We start from the raw sequence: 22,796 nt of genomic DNA, 5'->3' as shown, positions 1-22,796 counted from the left end.
GTTTTTACCATGATTAGTTCCTAGCAAGATAAAAGGAATATGACATCCTATTAACAGTACGTTCACATAAAAAATACGTCAACGTTATAAAAACCTTAAAATTTCAGTAATGACGTAGCTTGAAGATACCAAAAAAGTAACGAAAACGATAGCGCAAAGAGTGATTGACGTAGTTTTGACGTAATAAAGAATGTTAAATATTGAATTTCCCGTATGTGTTATTTGAAATTTCGCACATAATCCACCACTGATTTATCAGATTCTAAATCTAACTTCTGTTTTAAGCGATATCGTTGGGTTTCTACACCTCTTACCGAGATGTTCATAAGTGGAGCAATTTCCTTAGTGCTTAAATCCATCTTAATATAAGCACATATCTTAAGATCTTTAGGTGTTAAGTTGGGATGTTTATCTTGAATCTGATTGAAGAATTCTTGGTGAACCTGATTGAAGTTATATTCAAAAATGGACCACTCATCATCATGCCCTATCGACCCATCAATTTTCTTTATCAATTTTTTATAGGCATAGTAATTTTCAAAAGCACTTTTATGAACCACAAGCTCATTTTTTAATTCTAGTAAGGTCTCGTTCTTCTTCACAAGTGCCATTGCTGTATTTGCCAATTGCTTACTTTTTAATTCCACTTCGCTTTCTAAAGACTCATTCTTTAACTCAACAATTCTTTTTTCGTTTTCAATAGTTTTTTCTTTCAGCATCTTCTTTTGTTCGTCCTCATACTTGCGCGTGATCAACGCTTGTTCTTTATTGATCTTCCTTTTGTGCAAATAATAAAATAAAACAATAATGAACGCACTTAATATAAAGTAAACCAAAAATCCAATTTTAGATTTATACCATGGCGGTAGAACGTTTAAGTTTAATGCTATACTTTTTGAAACATCATTGGCACCTTTCTTGGTTCTAATGTTTAGGTAATATTCTCCATAACCGAGGTTGGACAATTGTATTTCTCCATCCTCTACCTTGTACCAATGTGTGGAGTCAATGTTAACAATGGCATACTCAAAATGGTAATTTGTAGATTTTGGGGAGGACAGCTCTAAAGTGAGACTTTTGTATCGATTGGGAACTTCAAGGTCATTACCTTCTGCCAATTCTACAGAGTGGCCATCAATCTTTATCTCATCTAATTTGGGTTCAAATATTTTATATTCTGATTGGGGACCATTTTTGTCAATGATCATAAAACCATCATTTAGATTCAATGCCAACTGATTACTGCCAATACCAGATACATTTTCATAACCTAATATAATACGGTCTTTGATGTGTTTGCTCTCTAATGAAACATCACTACTGTTTCCATCTAAAGACTTGATACTGATAACATCTTGCCTTTTTAAGACTAAGGCATCAGTATCATCATCTGATATGATATACGAGTCCTCCCCAAATGTGTCATTTAAAACCTTATGGGGTACAATACTATCTAAGATGGCCTCATACTTTTGCCATCCATCATTTGTTTTGATACAGATGTCATTCTTAACCTTATGAACCCTGACATTGTATACAGAAGATAAGCCTTTATGTTCATAATTTTGAACACTAATTATAGTATTTAAATTTTCATTAAAACGTATTCTGTAGAGCCCTTTATAGGCGTGAGCAGCCCAAGCTGTATGTTCGTCATCAAAAACCAAAAAGCGTATCGGTATGGTGGTCTTTCCTAAATGTTTGGATTCCCAGTTTCCATTAATTTTTTTCAAGCTTACTAAACCAGCATAAGTACCCTGAATGTAGGTGCTTTCTTTCCCTGGAGCACGTGCAATAACCCAGCCACCTGTTTGAGCCGAAATCAACTCCAAACCTGCTTCCTTGACTAAAAACGTTCCGTTGTTATGTCCACAAACCAAATCTCCCTCGATAATTTTCAAATCCCAAACTTGACCCTGAGAACCTGGAATAAATTGAAGATCATTATTGTTATCTAAAAAATAAAGTCCCGTATTGCTGCCAATATAAATCCTCCCTTTATAATTGACCACATCGTAAACCGCTCCCAGCTTACCTGATACGTCATTGTAGAATGTTGATGCGCTCTTTAAATCTATAGAGGATATCCCATTATCCAATCCTACCCAAAGTTGCCCGTCATCGCTTAAATATTGAGACAAAATGGTATTGTTTATCAATCCGTTTGCTCTATTGATATGATATTTCACATCACCCGTACTATTGGTTACATATAATCCATTTTGAATCGTCCCGAAAATCATATCTCCAGAGGGCAGTGTAGAAAAAGAATTGGCTTGATACTTTTTGAGCTCTGTGGCGATCTCTTCATTCCAAGAATCAAGACGTTTTCCGTCGAATAGAAAAGCACCTTGTAAAGCTGTCGTAATTAAAAGATTTTGACCATTTTTTGATAAGGAGACCACCTTAGAGCCTACCAATTTTTCATCAAAAAGATAAGCTTGTAGTTGACCATTAACTAACTTAAATATCCCCTCATTTAATGTAGACACATAGAGCTCATCGTCAATAACAGTGCAAGACATTACTGTAGAGTTTGGTGTTATTTTTTTAATGGTTCCTTTCTCGTAGATATAAATATTCAAAAATGAACGAAAGACAATAGCCTCTTTTAAAGGTAAAATTTGCCAAAATTCTTGATTCAAAAAGTCATCGGTATGCAACCCTTTCGTGAGCGAATTGTATAACAATTTACCCGTTTTGTTTTTTTCAAAAAAACCGAACTCCTCATAAGACCCAATAAAAATCTTTTGGTCATGAGCTAGTACCGATCTTAGCGTGGTTTTATTCGGGATGGTATAGAGTTCCCAATTTAAGCCATCATATTCTAAAAGTCCGTTATTATTGGCAACGTAAAGTCGGCCGTCCTTAGCTTTAGAAATATCCCAATTTTGATTACCTGCATTATACTGGGATAAATCATAATTTTGAAAGTAGGGCGTGTATTGCGCCCAACACCAAGTGGATCCTACAACGAAGATACATAGGAACAGCGTCCAGCTTTTTAATGATATCTGCATTTTTCTAAACGTCTTGTTTTCTAAACCTAACATGCAAGCAATATAACCAATTCCTTTCCAAATTAAAACGTGATATCCGCTTACAAAAAAGAGGCCATTGTATATTAACAATGGCCTCTTTTGAATTTGGATTGTGAAAAATTAGGAAATTTTCTAAAATTACAATCTCAACTATTAGTTATTGATAGACTCTGACATAATCAACTTCCATCACATCTTCTGTAAATCCTGGATCTACAACGCCACCCAATGTGCCTCCCATAGCAACATTCATGATCATAAAGAAATCACTATCAAAAGGAAGATCTGGAGAATTGGGTACCGATCTAAATAACTCACCATCTATTAAAAATGTAATTTGCTCTGGCGTCCAGTCTACCGAATAATTATGAAACTCGGTTGTTGATGTAGGTAAAGCCATTGATCCAGTATCTCCAGAACCAGGAGAAACTGCTGGATGATGTACGGTTGCCAAGACCTCATTTTTATCTTGCCCTGTTTGCTCCATGATGTCTATTTCACCACATCCTGGCCAAGTATTGGTTTCGTAGTCTGCACCAAGCATCCATAATGCAGGCCAAGTCCCTGTAGCAGCCGGTAATTTTGCTCTTATCTCCACTCTGCCATAGGTGAATTCATAAAGATTTTCAGACTTCAAACGTGCTGAGGTATATGAGCTCCCATCTGCCTTAGCCATAATTTTTAGTAATCCATTTTCAACAATAACGTTTTCAGCATTGTTCGTGTAGGTCTGCAACTCCTGATTGCCCCAGCCACCTGCGCCAAGATCATAAGTCCATTTTGTAGCATCTGGTGCGCCATCAACATCAAACTCGTCACTCCACACTAAATCTTCATAGGTTGAGTTGAACTCATTATCTGCAGGAGTTGTCGTAAATTTATGATACCAGTATAAGGCAGGATTTAATGCATCAATCGTTCTTACATAAAGCGAACTATTGGTAAGGCTAATAATTTCATAAGTGGAAGACCCCACATAGTATCCCATAAAATTATCTCCGGAAAAACTCATGGTGGTACCTCTAGCCTCAAAATCGGGATCAGGTACTGTAGACCAATCAAAGGTTGTTGGTGATAAAGACACGATGCTTGTACCAGCAGTATCAAAATCAAGACAAACATCATCCCCAGATCCTGGGCCACCGCCTACTGCAGAATGTGCGCCATTAAAAAATGTCTGACCTTGATTATCTAACGTATAAGTTAGTTGCTCATTTGCAGCTAATGAAAATATTAGCTCGTCATTACAAAGACAACTTGAGATTGGATCTCCGCATTTCTCAAATGGTGCTGCTGCATAAAATCCAGGAAACCAAAAACCATCTGCAGCGCTTGCAGGAGTTCCACCAACACCTAAATGTGCTGGCTCAGAGGCATCGAGATACCAAGTCTTAGAATTTCCAATACCTCCACTCAATAACTGTTTAGCTTCTAAATCATCAAAAGAACTAAATACTTCAACCTCAGTAGATATTGTAGTAGATAAACCGCCTGTACCTAAAGCATTCACTACTATGGTATAGGTGTTTACTCCAACAACACTATACCGATGCGTGACTTCTCCTGAAGGCACCACACCATCTGTTCCATCGCCATAGCTAAAGGTATAGCCCGTTGCATTATCTGCTGAAGCTTTGAATACAACAAAACCGCTTCCATCTCCATTTGGATTATTGGCATCAGCACCAACTATCTCAGCTGTTATCATGACATTTGTTGGCGCTTGTATGGCTCCAAATTCTGCTTCATCGTCTTGACAACTCGCTATAAAGCCAAGCATTATCAATAGACTATAAATTTTAATATACTTTTTCATCTCGCTTTATTTTAAATTCTTATCAATTTATACTGCCAAAACACACCTCCACCAACATCTACATTAACGTTGATCGTATTTTCATTTACAAATGAGATATTATAGATAATTGAACTTGGTACTTCAACATTTGGCAACTCGCCTTGGTTATTTGCTTTTGCTAAACCAATATATGCTCCCGTTCCATTTAAGGTCACTGTTCCAGCTGTCTCGTCATAAGTATAAGTTGCAGGGTTTGAGCCATCGTGAGGTGCAACTGGTGTTCCACAGGCATCACCGCCACCTTGCCATCCTTCAATCCAGCTCTCTGCCCCTAAATTATTGGTGAAACTACCATCTGCTCCAAAAATATACTGATCATCGTAGTAACAATCTCTTAGAACAACGCAATCTGCATCGCACGAAAAATAACTAACATCACCAATTGCTGGACCAACACCTAAAGCTCCAGCTTCTGGAGCCATTTGCCAAGTCCCTGTAAGTGGGTTTGTTGGTGCAGCTTCTCTTATCAATTTATACTGCCAAAAAACACCGCCACCCACATCAACATTGACATTAATAGTATTAGCATCTACAAAACTCACGTTATAAGTAATTGAACTAGGGACGTCAACATTAGGAAGTTCTCCCTGATTATTAGCTTTCGCTAAACCTATATAGGCGCCTATTCCGTTTAAAGTAACAGTTCCTGCACCTTCATCAAACGTATAAGTAGCAGGATTTGAACCATCATGAGGTGCCACTGGAGTACCACAGGCATCTCCACCACCTTGCCATCCTTCAATCCAACTCTCTGCTCCTAAATCATTGGTAAAACTGCCGTCTGCACCAAACACATAAAGATCGTCGTAATAACAAGCTCTTAATGCCACACAATCGGCATCACAAGAGAAATAGCTGATATCTCCAACCGCAGGGCCAACACCGAGTGCACCAGCCTCTGGAGCCATTCTCCAGGTTCCCGCTATACTAGGCGCTGTAGAAGGCGCACGATAGAAATAAACATTATCAATGAAAAAATCAAAAGTCCCTGTTGGCAAACCTGAAAATATAAGCTGTTGGATCGAGTTTGTAGAAGTCATTCCACTATCTATAAAATCTGACATTGGTATCTCGAGAGAAACCCATTCATTTTGGGGTAAATCTTCAAATACAATCTCAGCCTCGGTAGCTTCTTCTCCTCCTAAGTCTACAAGTTTCACTCTAAAAGTCGTTGCATTGACAGACCAAAAATCTAAATGAAATATTTCCATTTGAGAGGCGTCTACGGCATCTTCGCCATAAAACTCAACGCCAACGAAATCTGCATCTGCGTAAAATTTCGTGTCATTCCCTGCAATTTGAAGATCTGTCAATGTACTTGTGCTCCAATCTGAACGCCAAGAACTCACATTTACATCAAGCTCATAGGTGTTACTGAACATAGAGATCACATCAGAACCTTCTCTAAAAGGAGGTGTTGGTGCTGCAGCCAAAGGCTGAAGAATCTCTGTTACTAAAAAGTCTTCACTATAAGTTGCCGTTTCAATTGCCGCACTAAAAGCGGTAACTGTAATGGTATAAGTTCCTGCTGTATCATAAATAAAGCTTATGGGCTCATCGCCATTACCTTCAACGGGTTCACTTCCTGCTTGACCAAAATCAACTTCGTAACTTAAAGCAAAATCCGCTTCTGCTGTCACATTTACTTTTCTAGAAACCGCAGCATCATTTTCGATAGTCACAACCAAGTTTTCAGGAGCTTGGAATGATACTATAACTTCTTTTGTAATACTTGTAGATTGGCTATTTAAACCAAAAGCTTCAATCGTGGCTTGATACGTACCCTCTTCATAAACATGTTCTGCTGAACCACCTTGGTTCACAGCTGTTGCAACGGTTGTACCGTCTCCAAAATCAATATTGAAAGAGGTTGCCCCTTCAGCTAATGGCGTAATGGTTACTAATCCCGTATTATCTTGAGTCACGGTAACTAAAGCAGACACATTAGTTGGTGCCTCGATAGCATCAACAAAATCGGTATTATCGTCGTCTTTTTCGCAGCTGACTACAGAAAACACTAGCAGAAAAACACAGAGTATAAATTTTAAAATTTTCATAGCGTTCATATTTTTTTAATATCCATCATTTTGTGTCCAGTTACCATTTGAAAACTGGATCTCTTCAAAAGGAATTGGAAATAATTCATTTTTATTTGGTGTAAAACCATCGATCTCAGTTCCTCGGCCAGTCCTTACAAGATCAAAAAAGTGATGTCCCTCTCCTACCAATTCAACGCGTCTTTCATGATATACGGCATCAATAAGTTCATTTCCTGATGTAGTAACATCTGGCAAACCTGCTCTCGTTCTAACTCTATTCAGAAATAGTTTTGCAGTATCGTCACTTAAATTTCCACGACTATAAGCCTCCGCAGCCATCAATAGCACATCGGCAAAACGGATTGCTCGATAATTATTAGGGTTGGTTAAGTTTAAATCCCCTTGTGCATTTTCACTTCTCTTTCTTGGAAGATATTTTCTATTGAAATAACCAGTATGCTCATATCCTACCCCAAAAGAAGCTTCTGTTTGCTCTGCCCAAGCATCGATATCTAGGATAGCCACTTCTAATCTATCATCTCCATCCTCAAACTCGTCTACAACATCTTGAACGGGTAAATTAAAACTAAATCCCGGTGAAAATAATGGTCCCGAATAATTACGCACACCACTAAAACCAACAGCTACATTACCCTCGCTACATTGAAGACAACCAAAACCAGCGCCCTCTACATCTGTATATTGTACCTCAAAAACAGATTCTATATTATTTTCTCCAGAATTCTCAAAAATGCTGTCATAATCCTCTACAAGATCGTAAGGACCGTTTGAAATTAAATTATTAAGAATATTTGCAGCTTCTGTAAACTTTTCTTGATACAAGTACGCCTTGCCCAGCAGTGCTTGAGCAGAACCCTTTGTAGCTCGGCCCGTTTGTGGCGCTGTATAAGACAAGGTATTTGAAGCAAAGAGAAGATCTTCTTCAATGAGCGCATAAACATCCTCTACAGGACTTCTGGGGATAGATGTTTCATCTCCTAATTGAAATCTCGTTTCTTTTAAGGGGACAGGTCCAAACCATTTTACCAATTCAAAATAATAATAGGCTCTTAAAAATCGTGCTTCAGCAATGATAATTTCCTTGCCCTCAAAATCTGTTTTATCTTGAAATTCTAAAATATAATTAGAGCGATTGACGCCGGCATACATCCAATTCCATACATTTCTCAAATCTGCGTTTACTGGAGTATGAATCATGTCATCCACTTGCTGCCAACCGATAACATCTGTTGCGCTCTCGCCCCCGCAAACGGTATTGTTTGACGCGATTTCACCCAAAATAACATTTAAATAAGTGGATTGGAGCAAGTCATATGACCCAATTAGAGCATTATAATAATCATCTTCAGAGTTGAAGAAATTTTCTGAGTCTATAGAATAAACTGGATCACGATCAACAAAATCGTCCGTACAAGCGTAGACTACGAATGCAAGAGAACCTATGACCAATATTTTATTAAGTATTCTTTTCATATTCAATAGTTATTAAAAATTTAAATTCAAACCAAAAAGATATGTTCTTGGTATTGGATAAAATCCAAAATCAATGCCTCCCCCAATAGGAGCACCACTAGAAGCTCCCGGATCGTAACCTTTATATTCTGTGAACGTATAAAGATTGTTTACCTGACCGTATAATCTGAATTTAGAAATTCCCAATTTTTCAGTGAATTTTACAGGAAGCGTATAACCTAATTGAACATTCTGAATTCTTATATAAGAGGCATCTTCTACAAAAAAGTCTGAAAACACATTATTTGAAGTTGCTGCAGTGGTTACTCTTGGCACAGAATTACTAGTTCCTGGACCTGTCCATCTATCCAATCGATAATTTAATCTATTAACATCAGTAAGCGTTCTTTCGTAATTACGAACCATATCATTACCAATTGAAGCAAAAGTATAAGCACTGAAGTCAAATCCTTTATAATCGAATTTGAAATTTAGCCCCATAGTAAAATCTGGGATTGGATCACCAATATTTGTTCTATCATTTGCATCTATATTACCATCACCATTGACGTCAACATATCTTATATCTCCAGGAGCTGCATTAGCGCCTAAATCTACTTGACTTGGATGTGCTTCAACTTCTGCTTGAGTTTGGAAAATACCGTTTGTTTGATATCCGTAGAAATAACCAATAGGTTGTCCTACTTCCATTCTAGATGGTGCCAATTGTCCTACTCCAAACGAACCTCCTTCTATAAAACCAGTGCTATTATTTACCTCAAGCACTTCATTTTTAAGGCCAGTAATGTTATAGCCAAGAGAAAAACTCAAGTTCTCAGAAAAATTTTCTTTATAATTAATTGCAAATTCAAAACCTTTGTTTTCTACTTTCCCAGCATTAACCGTTGGAGAGGAACCTCCTGGCGCTGCGAAACCTGTTATGCCTGAAACAGGAATATTTGCAATTAAGAGTTTATCTCTAGTGTTTATAAAATAATCTGCTGTGATATCAACCTTATTTCTTAACAATCTCAAATCTATACCAACATCAAACTTTTTAGACTCTTCCCACTGCAATTCTGAATTGGGAATAATACCTGTTGCCTGACCGTTAACCAAAGTATTGTTGAGAACATAAGTAGCCTCACCTCCTAAAAGACTCACATAAGCATTATTAGGAATTTGATCATTCCCTAAAACCCCATAACTTCCTCTAAGTTTAAAAAAATCAATAATATCCACGTCTTCAAAAAAGCCCTCATCGGAAACAACCCAACCAGTAGTAAACGATGGAAATAACCCGTTTCTTTTGTCTGGACCAAAACGTGTTGAAGAGTCTCTCCTGAGCATTGCAGAAAATAAATACTTCCCATTAAAATCATATTGAGCTCTAGCAAAAAACGACAAACGTCTTTCATCATAAGCATAAGAACTAACATCTGGTGCTTCACTAGTTCCTGTTGTTAATGAAATGTCGGCAAATTGCCATGAGTTATTAGGTACATCGTAACCAGTAGCAAATAATCCATTACCAAATTCTTGATAAACGGTAGTTCCTAAAGTAAAGGTAACTTTGTGCGCATCTAAAAATGTGTTTTCATAGTTTCCGAAGATATCTAAAGAGTAATTGTTATCATTTATAGCATTTTGATCTACTCTACTTCTTTGTATATCAAATACTTTTCCACCATAATCAATTTCCTTTAAAAACGTCTTCCCTTCACTATTACCCGTGTTAAAACCCAAACGTGCCGTTAATGATATATTCTTTACAACATCGTATTCTAACCCCACGGTACCATTTAATTTTCTTAAATCATAATCGTTATAAGTGTTTTCAATCTGAGCCAATGGATTGATAATTTCAATACCTAGACCAGGTGTGCTTGGAATTAAAGAATAGCTACCGTCATTGTTTCTAGGGGAGATTGTAGAAGGTGCATTTAAAGCATTAAATAAAACCGATCCTAATCCAAAATCATTAACAGCATCTCGATCTATGTAGGTGTAAATGATATTGGCATTTACTTTCATTTTATCTGATAACTCAGCTGTAAGGCCAAGTCTTGCCGTATTTCTTCTAAAATCTGTTTTTTTAGGCGCAATGATTCCCTGCTGATACAAATGTGAACCACTGATGGCGTAAGTAATTTTTTCTGAACCTCCTGTGACGCTAAAATCATGACTAATAATTGGCACATTTTCATTTAGTACCTCATCCTGCCAATCTGTTCCTTCTCCTAACTGAGTCACATTATTATATGGAATTTGTTGACCACCTGCAGCGTAACTTTCATTCAAGAGCAGCGCATATTCCGTAGCATTTAGTAAAGGTAATTTTCTCGAAGACTCTTGAAATCCGGTATACGTATTATAAGAAATTTTAGTTTTTTGATTTTTTCTACCACTTTTAGTCGTAATTAAAACCACTCCATTAGCTCCAATAGTTCCATAAATTGCCGCTTGAGCATCTTTTAATACAGTAATGGTTTCTATATCATTTGGATTCAATACACTCAAATCACCAACGTAACCGTCAATAATGACGGTAGGTCCATTTACCCCATTGCCTCCAATACCACGAATTCTAATATCCAAACCAGCTCCTGGAGATCCTGATTGACTAGTAACATTTACACCAGATACAGTTCCTTGAAGCGCTTGCTCCACTTTAACGGGCTTAAACTCTTCTAAAGTTTCAGAGCTCACTATAGAGACAGAACCTGTAATGTCTCGTTTCTTTTGAGTTCCATATCCAATTACCACAACCTCATCAAGAGCCTCAGCATCTTCTTTCATGGATACGTTGATGGCTGACTCATCAGAGACATAGGCTTCAAAATTTTGATATCCAATATAACTAAATACCAAAGTAGAACCTACGGGCACTTTAGACAACGTATAGATGCCATCAAAATTTGTAGATGCACCAATTGTAGTATTTTTTACTAATACATTTACGCCGGGAATCGGTTGTCCGGTCGCTTCATCTGTAACCACTCCTGTAATAGCAACTTCTTGTGAGAATACTAAAGTAGAAGTGAAAATGAATAAAATAAAAAAGAGTTTTTTTCCCATGTGCTTCATATTATGTTTCAAAACTATAACATAATCTTAACACAATGATAAAATAGACCACAACAAAAAACATACATCACAAAATAAGCTGCCAATATTTGCGATATTAGTAAATTTACCTAATTATAGTGCGAGATTGCTAATATTACAATTTCACATCTACAACGTTATAGTAAGCCTTTTAGTTGTGTCTGTATGGGTAATGTATAGGTAATTTAAAAAGTTGTATAGCTGTTTTTTTTAGGATGTATTTAAAAAGTTTAAGAAAATTTAAGAACTCAATCTTCTATTTTTTATTCAAGATCTTTCTGTTTTTAACACTTATAGTGATATGAAAGTTAATCCAAAAAGGCTTAGATACAAGTCTTATTTATGATATAAAATAGTGTAAATAAGTTTCGCCAAGCATGAGATCCTTGCGAAAACCATGCTTGGCGAATACCTTATAAACTTCATTATATAAAATTATGTATGTATCTAAAGTGTTTTAGCGCTATTTCAATTAACAGTTATTACCTGTATAATGTAAAGTTCCCCACGAACTCCCTGTCCGATGTGGTGCTGTTGGGGCTCACCACGTACCAATAGTCGCCCGTGGGCAGTTCATTGCCGTTGTACCTGCCGTCCCAGAGCTCTCCCTGTCTCAGCGAGGCCACCTTGCGACCGTACCTGTCAAAGATGTCGAACTCAAGGTTCGGGTAACCGTTCGAGCAGCCCGGTGCCCAGCCATCCTGGATACCGTCGCCGTTGGGCGTGAAATAGTTCGGGATACAGATGTCAACGAACTCATACTCCATCGCAGCGCTACGCTCACAGCTCGAGCCATCGGTAACCGTGATGTTATAGGTGCCCGTCTCGTAGATCGTGAACACGTTGTTATCGCCCTGGGACTCGCCGTTGAGCCAGAACTCATAATCGCCGGTGCCACCTGTGGCAACCGCCACGATCTCGTTGAGCTCCCCTTCCTCTAGCACGAGCGCCAATGGCTCGAACTCCGGGATCTCGAAGAACTTCGTCGTCACGATACATCCGTTGGTGTGCCTTACGTCAACATAGTGGTCCGTTCCCGTTGGAACGTCCGTGAAGACGTTGCTCATCTGGTAGGGACCGCCGTCCAATGAATAGTCCAGCTCCGCCGTATCGGTGAGCGTACCGTCCACCATTACCGTCACCGCGTTGACCGCATTGTTGTTGTCGCAGCTGAAGGACACCTCTACCTCCGCCTCGATGCGTACCGACTCGGGGAAGCTGATGTTCCACTCAGACTCGCAGCCGTTACTGTCACGTACAAAGACCACATGGTCACCGCCCACCAGATCGGTAAAGTCAAACTGTGCCTGTGTGGCACTCCCCTGGGTGTACACACCGTTGTAATCGTCAAGGCTCACGCTGTAGGGCTTCACACCGCCCGAGATCTCCACGCTGAACTCCCCGTTGGCCTCGCCGAAGCAGACCTCTGGGAAGAAAGAGTCCGCAACGATCCCAAGGATCACCGGTGCCGGCTCGGTAACCGTGAAATCGAAGGTCACATAGCAGCCCAGTTGGTCCTGCACGATCACATCGTAGGTGCCCGGTGAAAGGTCCACGAACGTGTTGGTCGAGAAGAACTGGTTGAGCTGGGGCGAGATCGCATATTGGACCGTGCCCGTGCCACCGGTGGCCGTGATCTCCACAGCACCGTTGTTGGTACCGGGACAGGAGATGTTCGACACCTCGAAGCTCACCTCCAGAGGCGCATCGGGCTCCGTGATGCTCACCGGTAGGGACCCATCGCTACAGTCACCGCTCTCCACCAATACGATGTAGTCACCGGCAACAAGCCCGGTAAACACCCCTGGGCTATTTTGAACTGCATCGGTGATCTCAACACCGGAACCGTCCTGGAGGATGTAGACATAGTCCCCAAGTCCTCCAGTGGCCGTGGCGATGATCGCTCCGGTATTGTCGCCGGCGCAGTTGATCGTCGCGTTGACCAGTTCAAGCTCGAGCTCCAGTGCAGGGATCTGCTCTATCGTGATCTCATTGGAGACCGTGGCCACACAGCCGTTGGCATCCCTTACGTAATAGGAATAGGTCCCCGGTGCAACGTCGAACGTCGCAGAGGCCGTGAAGGTCCCTAGTACCGTGGCAAAACCGCTGTCATCGCTGTATTGGTAGGCACCCGTACCCCCGCTAGCGCTAAGCGTAAGCTCGGCATCGATCAGACAGGTCTGGGCCGTTGCCGTAACAAGGCTCGCGGTGATCGGCGTCGGCGCACCGATGACGATATCCGCAGAGGTCCTGCTACAGCCGTAGCCATCGTTGATCACAACGCTATAGGTCCCCGCAGCTAGGTCCGTGAACACATTAAGGGTCTGTGGACCGGAGGTGCTCGCCGTTGGCAGCACCGTGTTCAATGTATAGGTGTAGTTGCTGCCCTGTCCGCCACTAACGTTGCTCACCGTGATGCTCGCATCCTGGTCGCCAAAGCAAAGGAGCGTACCCGTGCTCGCCGTGAAGGTCGCGTCAATGGGCAACGGCACCTCTAGGGTGATCGTCCCGGAGGCGATACAGCCACCCGAGTCCATCGCGTTGACCGTATAGGTCCCCGCGGAAAGGCCCGTGAAGGTCCCGTTGGAAGAATAGCCGACAGTACTTGCACCGGTAAGCTCGTACTCAACGCCCCCCCAGCCACCTGTGGCAACCGCGGTGATCGTGCCCTGGTCATCCGAACAGGTCACGTTTGAACTCTCCGTCAAGTCTAGAGCTAAGGTTTCCGAAGGGGAACCCACTGTAACCACATTAGTGGTCGTGGAACAAAATGGTGTATCCGTCTCGGTAAGTACAATTGTATAATTACCGGCAGACAACCCTGCAATAATCTGTGGATTAGTAGCTGTATTAGCTGCAACACTTCCTGTTACAGACGTACCGGCAGTATTGAATACTTCATAGTTATAATTTCCTGTAAATTCACTCACAGTCCATTCTAATTCTCCATTACTTTCACCAAAACAGGTGACTGATGCTGTGGCAATCAAAACAGCCTCAATGGTATTATATGGAGCGATTGTAATAGCAGCTGTTGAAATGTTACAACCCGTATCTGTATCATTAACTTGGAAATAATAATCTCCTGGGCCTGTAATATTAAATACATTAGAAGACTGAGGTGCTCCACTTGGCAGCATCTGATAGGTAAAATTACCCGATCCACCCGTTACAGATATAGATACTGAACCAGTATCATTACAGTCAATAGGAGTCGCAATAGTTGCAGTCGCTAATGATAAAGATGGCAATGGATTAATTATAAGGGTATCTGAATCTAGACATCCGTTGGCATCCTTAACATAAATCGTGATACTCTGAATGGATCCATCATCAATGACATCAAACGTATTTGTAGTAAAATAATTGGTTCCGTCAATACTATAAGTATATGGTGCAATACCTCCTATTTCTGTAATTGTAATTGTTGAAGTATTTACTGAATTATCTAAAGCACATGCAAAATCTGTTGCTGTTCCCGATACTTCCAATACTTGTGGCTCTCCAATAACAACAGCTTCCGTAGCGACACATCCTCTTCCTGAAGTTACCCGAACCGTATATGTTTCTGCAGACAAGCCTGTAAATACATTAGAATTTTGAGCAGGTAAAACTATTGGAGCAATAATCTCATAAGTATACACCGGATTATCATTGCTTGAAGGTAAATCTACTGTGATTGTACCGTTATTTCCACCATTACATGTAACGTCAGTGCTTGCAGCTGTAAAATCTACTGGAGTTGCAGCATCTAATGTTACTGAAACTGTTTCGGCACATGAGGTCACGGTATCTGTCATTGTCACGGTATAAACTCCCGAAGGTACCCCAGAAAACACATTGCCAGAAACTGATACTGAAGCTGGATTTGGACTTATGCTATAGGCATACGTGCCAGAACCACCTACACCAGTTACCGTAATAGTACCATCGTCATCAGAGCACGATGGCAAGGCCGTTATTGACGGAGTTAATCCTATTGGTGTCTCAATAATAACAGTCACTAAATTACCGCAACCATTGGCATCTTGTACTTCAACTGTATGACTTCCTGACGATACATTTGATATTGTAAATGGCGCTGTTTGCATTTGAAATGCCCCACCGTCGATACTATAACTATGAGGTGAGATTCCCGTTGTGGTTAACGTGACGTAGATTTCAAAATTACCTTCAACAGTATCACATTGATTATCTACATCTGCAGCTACTACTGGAATCGCATCCATTGGCAATAGTACTACTGGAGATGAGACAACACAGCCGTAAGCATCTACAACATGCACATAATAATTCCCTGCATCCAAATTAAATGTACTAGCAGAAGCCCATTGCGCATCGTTTGCAGAAGGTGCTGTTGCAGTGGTTGTTATTTGATATTGATATGGCGATGTGCCATCATGACCAATTGCACTAATAACGCCTGAATTAGAATTACAGTTGGCATTTTGATCAACTGAAACCGTTAAGCTTAATGGAATAGCAGATTCTGTAATATTGAACGGTACTGTTACCACACTACAGCCCGAATTAGATCCAGAGGTCTCGCTTATAAGCACATAATAATTACCATATGGTAACGCTCCTAAATCACTAACGGTTAATGATCCATTAGCGGGCACAACTCCCGTACCACTCACTCCTGAACTCATCATTGATAACGAATCAAAAACTTCATAACTAATCGTCGTCGCTGTCCCGTAAACACTGTTTACAGTAAAAGATACCGTACCATCTGCATTTCCTGTACAAGTAATATTATTTGCAGAAACTGCAGTTGCCGTCAATGATGAATTTGTTGGAACTGGAGCCGTTGCAGGCTCATAATAACTACAATTAGTTGAGGCATCATAAACAATAAAGGTATAAAGTACACCAGGTGTTAAACCTGTAAATGTAGCCGATTGACTTCCCGCTGCGTCTTCTGGAATCCAAGATCCGGCTGGATTTGGATACACAGAGATTGGTCCTTGATAAATACTGAAAAAGAATGGTCCAGCACTCGTTAGTGTAGATCCAATGCTCACCACAGCTTCCCCTCCTGAAAGACAGTCTACCGTTGTTGCTATATTAATATCTAAATCTGTTGGAGGTGATGCCACCAATACATCCTGAAATAATACCGAGCAGCCGCTGGCATCTACCACGTTAATTTGATAGAGTCCAAAATCAACAACATCAAAAGTTACAGATGTTGAACCTGAAGAGTTCAATTCAGAATTAGAATAGCCGTTAGTTCCTGTTACAAAATAATTATAGGGAGCCGTTCCGCCAGTAACACCATCAATAATGATAGAGCCCTGTGAAATACCGCTGCTGGTACAACTAATATCAACAGTGTGAAAATCCACAATTATGGGATCTGGCTGATCTATTGTTACCGTATCAGTTGCTGTACAAAGGTTGGCGTCTGTTAAAGTTACCGTGTACGTTCCCGCTGGTAGTCCTGAGGTTTGCGTTCCAAAATCTGTACCCGTTGTATCGTTATTCACATTGATCACAAATGGCGCTGTACCAACTGTATTATCAATAGTGATCTCAATAGCACCATTAGTATCCCCATTACATAAGATGGGCTGTGTTTGAGCGACCAAACTTAATGCTGGCGGCGAAATTGGGTTGATGGTGATAATTCCTGATTCCGCAGTACAACCTTGCGCTCCAGAGATCTGTAACTGGTAGGTTCCTGGAGTTGCTGTGGTATAAGTAAACGGAGAACCCGTTGCTCCTAAAGCCGAATAAGCGCCTCCATTAATAGAAACTTCATATGTAAAAGGAGCAGTTCCTCCTGTTACGGTTCCTGTGATGATGGCATCTGGAGCAACAGAACAGTCTAAATCTTTGGTCAATACGGTGTTTAGTGTTATTTGTTCAGAGATAGTCTGTGCAGATAAGGTAACGGTACATCCATTGGCATCTCTAACCGTAACCGTGTAAGTTGCCGGTACTAAATTTGAAAAAGTACTATTAGACTGATATGCGCCACCATTAACACTATATTCAAATGGGGCTTGACCAGAAGTAACCGTAACCTCAATTGTTGCGCCATTTATCCCATCATAACATAAATCTGAGGTAGTATCAACTACAGCAACTGGTAAATCTGATGTGTTTAATATAAATGTCTCTGTTACCGTACAGTTATTGGCATCAACAGCCGTTACCGTATATGTTCCTTCCTGAGTCAAATTCACAAAAGTATTTGAAGATTGAGCAGGGAGTACAGATCCATCAGGTAAAGTCAAGCTATATGTATTTCCTCCCCAACCCCCAGTGGCATTGACAATAACACTTCCGTTTTGCTCACAGGTAATTTGAGTGACATCAACAGTCATAGCCAATACCGATGCTGGTCCATTAACCGTTAATGATGCCGTAGCTTCACAGTTGGTATTCGCATCTGTAACGGTGATGGTGTAAGTTACTTCAGATAATCCTGTCAACACTATTGGAGATGATCCTGAAGTTGAAGCCCCACCATTGATTGTATAATTAAAATCAGTAGTACCAGAAACCGTAAATTGGACCGATCCATCTCCAGCTCCAAAACAGGTGACATCATTGATATTTTGACCCACTACCGTTATTGGTGCTAAAGGTGAAATTGTATAAGATTCACTATATGTACAATTGTTAGCATCTTTTACCTGAAACGTATAGGTTCCTGATTCCAATCCTGAAAACTCAGGTGAAGCTTGGTAGCCAGTAGATACTGAACTAGGTGCTATGATTTGATATTCTAATGGATCAGTACCCCCAATAGTCCCAGTAATTGTAATTGTTGATACATTAGTTGGACATGTTAGCGCAGAGCTACTAAATGTTAAGTCGGTTGGGGGATCTAATGGTAGTATGGTAATTTCATCTACCATCGAAGTACATCCATTAGAGTCCTGTACTATTACAGAATAGGTTCCATTTGTTAAGTCGGTAAAATTGTTACCTGACTGAAAGGTAGTACCATCAATACTATAAGTATAAGGTTCAGTTCCTCCAGAAACATCTGTAACGGTTATTTCACCATTAGCACTACAAGTATATGGTGCCGTAAGTGATACCGTGCCTTCAATAGCGACAGCCGCAGAAATGGTCACTGTTTGGGGTTCAGTTAAACATACCACACCTCCAACTGAATATTGAACTACGATAGAGTAGTCTCCGGCAGAGAGCCCTGTGAATACTGGTGAATTAGTAAATGTGACACCACCATCTATACTATAAAGTAACGTTGTTCCACTGGCATCGGGAATATCGACTATGATAGCTCCAGAATTAAGATTTCCATTACATTCTATATTTGTTGAAATGATATTATAGTTAGGTGCAGGAACATCAATTACAGTTACCGCAGCTGTAGCCGTACAGTTATTAGAATCAACAACCGTGATGTTATAAACTCCAGACTCTGTAATCACAATTTCCGGAACCGTTTGAAAATCAGTCCCACTGTTTACAAAATAAAAGTAAGGTGGCGTCCCTCCTGTTGGATACACTGTAATTTCACCATCATTACAGCTCAAAGGAACTGTTAAAGCTGCTGTTGCCAGTAGCAGCGGGGGATCAACAATCGTAAAGTCTTCAGTATGTGTACACCCATCTTCTGTTTCCACCGTGGCGGTATAAGTGCCAGGGTTTAAGTTTTCAAATGTATAACTATTTTGAGTGTTTGGACCAACACTATTTACTAAAGTGCCGCCATTATAAAGCTCAAAGAAATATTGGGGATCTGCATCATTTGCAGCCAAATGAACACTTCCTTTATCTCCATGGCAAAGTGGCTGATTGATAATTGCAGATACTGTAAAATCCCTTGAACGAACTTGTACATCAGGAACAGTAAAAACACATGGATTCGTCTCAACACCTTCCTGTTGTATATAAACCGTATAGTTTCCTGGAGTATCAACTGTGAATGAATTGCTTGATTGATAATTTACGCCATCTATACTATATTGATAACCTGATGGTACGCCACCAACGGTAATGTTTCCTGGTGTTGTACATATAATATCTGATGCAGACACTGTAGGACTTAACAGATTTTGATACACATTAAAATAAAATTGTAAGAAACAACCTCCTGAATAATTTATTGTAAGTCGATATTGACCAGCAGTATTAGCCAGATAATTTGGTCCTGTGCCAACCTCATTCCATGTACATCCAGTATCTTCATTTGCACAATCTTGATTTGGGACCGCAGAACAGCTTGACTCATCAAGAACTTCCCATATAATTGAAGAAGCACTTGAAATATTTGTTTCAATATTGACTGAATCATTTGCACCACACAAAAACAATAGAGGTAGCTCCTTACCGTCATTGGGACAAATCACAACTTCATCAGCATAAGGAATTACAGGATTTGATGTATTTGAGCCAAACAAGGTTACATCGTAACTTTGTACTATAGATTGACAGGGTGCAATAGCGGTATTATAAACGTAATAATTACCTGTTTCGGTTACTGTTATAGATTGGCCAGTGCCTATAACAGGAGTTCCAGTAATACTCGTAGACCAAGAATAAGAATCGTAACCATTGGCAGCTGTAAGTTCAACAGTATCTCCACATAAGGTTATGGTTTCTTCAAATGTACAGTCATCTAAATCAGCCAAAAAATTTGTTGCTTGAGGCGAAATCAAACACCCTGTATTGCTACTAAAACTAGGGTCATCAGTAATTTCAAAATTTGGATTTAATGACCCATTGTATCTCGCATAGGCCTGATTATTTATAATATTGGAACAGGCATCTGCCAACTGGCTACAGGTTTCTACGGTCATGACCTCAATACGAATTTCATAGGCAGGATCATTTTCTTCAACTAAATAATCCTCAATATCAAAAATAAGTTCTCGTGTAGCAGGATTATAACTAGAAACAGTAACACCAGCCGGCAGTATCAAATCGCTGGGATAATCAAACACAATGTTAATTGGAAGTATATCCCTTATCTGAAAATTTGTGGCATTATCATTACCCGTATTTTGAAAACCAATGACATAATTTAGTGATTGCGCTAGACCGATGGTCTGACCACCAATATTGTTTCCTAGATCATCTTCTACAATCTTTGTAAGTACAATATTGGGTTCTATAATTTCTACAGCAAAAGCGAAGAAATATTGAAAATAGACGTCTTGATTACTTTCTAACCTTACGGTAGCCGAGGTAGCATCATTCGCAATAACATTGTTACTAGGGTTTGGAACCACCATAACTCCAGTATCAAATCCTAAAGTATTTGTACTGTTTGGATTACGGTTATCTACAGGCAGAGCACTAAGCTGAGTAACAGAACTATTAAAGAAGTTATTTGCCGGTCTATCTGCAGCAGAAAGAGGCACACCATTAAGAACCAAGCGGTCATTTTCAATAGGCTTATCTCCCTCTAAAGCGGCAAATGCAAAATTAGCTCTTACTGGAGCTGGAGCTGGCACCGTTCTAAACCCTGAAATAGGAACATCAACATTTACTGAGCTGCTTATAGCACTAAAACCATCAAAACTCGTAATTGATTTTCCTGGTAATGTAGGATCTTCGTATACAACAAATAGAGACCATCCCGCAGAATAACCTGTACCGTTATATGGAGTCATAAAAGCTGTTGCACCCTCAGCACTTGATATGTTCCCTACAGTGTAGGTTCCCAAATCATTGGAGAGGCCTGTGACGATATCTGTAACATCAGCATAACAAGAATAAGGAAAACTGTCTCCTGTAGGTGTCCCATCAGCATTGTAAACAATAGTTCCTACGATGTCATTGTAACCCCCTGTGGGGCCTTTGAACTTAATATCTGTAATGGGCTGCTCTCCTTTTGTAACAGCTCCCCAGTAAAGACCAGCATATTTGATCTGATAACAATTAGGATTTGGGATATTTAAATCGGCGCTTGATGAACTAAAGGTAGAGGCATCTCCGTCAATATCAATATACCTCATATCAACCGTATGGTTATAAGAGGTATTGTTATTAAACGCGTCGTTGCTTGGTCCTAAAATATTATTACCAATCAATACAATGTCACCTTTTAAGTCTTGATTAAATCGGGGGGTAAATGGGACGTGATTTTGAGCGATTGATTGTAGTGCAAATAGTAGAAATGAACCAATGATGGCTATTCTAGAAAAAGTAGGTTTTTCCATAAATATCTATTTAATCTCATTTCAATTTTTCTACATTGGGGCTGGCAGAAAAAAAGAATTATGTGATGTTTTAATGTTCTAATTTAGCTATTCTCTTTTAATAAAGGCATTATTTCTTCATTTATTTAATGTCCTAGACTGGTTGTGCAAGGACAATCGCTAATACCTTGCAGAAAATCAAGACCAATAGTGATCATGTGCGTTCCCGAGTTAAAACTCATTAAATCATTAGTAGTAAGTTGATAAGAATAGGCGAAATAAAATTTCGATTTCATAAAACCTGCCATTGGTCCAATGTTTAAAGGTTGTAGCAATTGATCATTTAAGAAACGGTAGGAAATACCTGCCCAATAATAATCGCCATCTCTATTATACTGACGGAATTTAAAGTTTAAATCTGTTGTAGATCGACCATCACTTGCAAATAACTGATAGAAGATTGATGGTTCAAATTCCACTTTATTGTTCTCTCTAGCTTTAAATCTAATACCTGTATAGGCCTGAAGATTTAAAAGTAAGTTAGGTTCTATTCCGGTGAAATTATCAATATCCTTTGGTAAGAGGTTATTGGCATTCAAACTTAAAAAGTAGCCTTTATTTCTATAAAGTACACCAAAATCAAAGTTATTATTAGAGCGACCTCTATCATCAGTCACCGAAGGATCCAAAACAGGAGTTTCAAAAGTGGTATCAAAATTTTCGATATCTATTTTAAAGTTGTTGATATTATAAGACACCCCAAAACTCAAATATTGTTTTGACTTGTAATCTAGAATCAAGTGATGTGCAAATGAAAATTTAATACCCTTTTGACGTGTGTTACCATTTTTATCATTGTAAAGTGATAACCCAACTCCAGATCTGTTTGATATTCTGAAATCTGCGTACAACGATTGATTATCAGGAGCATTTTTAATTCCAACCCATTGGGTCAAACCGTTGGCTCTAATTCGGAAATTATCACCAATACCAGCATAAGTTGGAGAAACCACAAAGTCGTTATCGGCTAAATACTGTGTAAATACAGGTAAATTCAACTCTTGACCGTACCCGCTTGCTACAAGCAAAAAACAGATATATACTATTAATTTTTTCATTTGATTCATTTTTTATTTAACAACTTTTG

7 protein-coding genes are annotated in these 22,796 nt (G+C 39.6%); all 7 read right to left on the bottom strand.

Features of this window, described 5'->3' with window-relative positions; all coding sequences use genetic code 11:
* Positions 1-218: 218 nt before the first annotated feature.
* The 7 genes from P176_RS0114115 to P176_RS0114085 all read right to left on the bottom strand — a co-directional run bounded on the left by P176_RS0114115 (position 219) and on the right by P176_RS0114085 (position 22,767).
* Positions 219-3,020, bottom strand: a complete 2,802-nt coding sequence (locus P176_RS0114115) for a LuxR C-terminal-related transcriptional regulator (RefSeq protein ID WP_051605607.1) — start codon at positions 3,018-3,020, stop codon at positions 219-221.
* 178 nt (positions 3,021-3,198) lie between these two features.
* Entirely contained in the window at positions 3,199-4,857 is a 1,659-nt protein-coding gene (locus P176_RS0114110) for a family 16 glycosylhydrolase (protein WP_026755308.1), read from the bottom strand.
* An 11-nt stretch (positions 4,858-4,868) separates the two neighbouring features.
* Positions 4,869-6,956: a hypothetical protein gene (locus tag P176_RS20075; RefSeq protein WP_156033097.1), complete on the bottom strand. Its 2,088-nt coding sequence runs from the start codon at positions 6,954-6,956 to the stop codon at positions 4,869-4,871.
* 15 nt (positions 6,957-6,971) lie between these two features.
* A complete protein-coding gene (locus P176_RS0114100; RefSeq protein WP_026755307.1) occupies positions 6,972-8,432 on the bottom strand; it encodes a RagB/SusD family nutrient uptake outer membrane protein in 1,461 nt (486 codons plus the stop codon).
* Between the two features lie 12 nt (positions 8,433-8,444).
* Positions 8,445-11,489, bottom strand: a complete 3,045-nt coding sequence (locus P176_RS0114095) for a SusC/RagA family TonB-linked outer membrane protein (RefSeq protein ID WP_369793773.1) — start codon at positions 11,487-11,489, stop codon at positions 8,445-8,447.
* Positions 11,490-12,001: 512 nt separating this feature from the next.
* Complete coding sequence (locus P176_RS19530; RefSeq protein WP_051605508.1) at positions 12,002-21,670, bottom strand: T9SS type B sorting domain-containing protein; 9,669 nt, start codon at positions 21,668-21,670, stop codon at positions 12,002-12,004.
* A gap of 125 nt (positions 21,671-21,795) precedes the next feature.
* Positions 21,796-22,767 (bottom strand): type IX secretion system membrane protein PorP/SprF, encoded by a 972-nt coding sequence (locus P176_RS0114085; protein WP_026755305.1) that lies wholly within the window; start codon positions 22,765-22,767, stop codon positions 21,796-21,798.
* Positions 22,768-22,796: the final 29 nt, after the last annotated feature.

Origin of the sequence: Sediminibacter sp. Hel_I_10, from assembly GCF_000688335.1 — a bacterium.
GTDB lineage: Bacteria > Bacteroidota > Bacteroidia > Flavobacteriales > Flavobacteriaceae > Psychroserpens.
The sequence above is the reverse complement of the archived record's forward strand: the minus strand, read 5'-3'. Positions and strand labels throughout refer to the sequence as shown.

What these genes read in the sequence shown, in the direction of transcription:
- P176_RS20075 (WP_156033097.1), bottom strand. Translation starts at nt 6,956, where the DNA reads ATGAAAATTTTAAAATTTATACTCTGTGTTTTTCTGCTAGTGTTTTCT.
- P176_RS19530 (WP_051605508.1), bottom strand. Translation starts at nt 21,670, where the DNA reads ATGGAAAAACCTACTTTTTCTAGAATAGCCATCATTGGTTCATTTCTA.
- P176_RS0114115 (WP_051605607.1), bottom strand. Translation starts at nt 3,020, where the DNA reads ATGCAGATATCATTAAAAAGCTGGACGCTGTTCCTATGTATCTTCGTT.
- P176_RS0114095 (WP_369793773.1), bottom strand. Translation starts at nt 11,489, where the DNA reads ATGGGAAAAAAACTCTTTTTTATTTTATTCATTTTCACTTCTACTTTA.
- P176_RS0114085 (WP_026755305.1), bottom strand. Translation starts at nt 22,767, where the DNA reads ATGAAAAAATTAATAGTATATATCTGTTTTTTGCTTGTAGCAAGCGGG.
- P176_RS0114100 (WP_026755307.1), bottom strand. Translation starts at nt 8,432, where the DNA reads ATGAAAAGAATACTTAATAAAATATTGGTCATAGGTTCTCTTGCATTC.
- P176_RS0114110 (WP_026755308.1), bottom strand. Translation starts at nt 4,857, where the DNA reads ATGAAAAAGTATATTAAAATTTATAGTCTATTGATAATGCTTGGCTTT.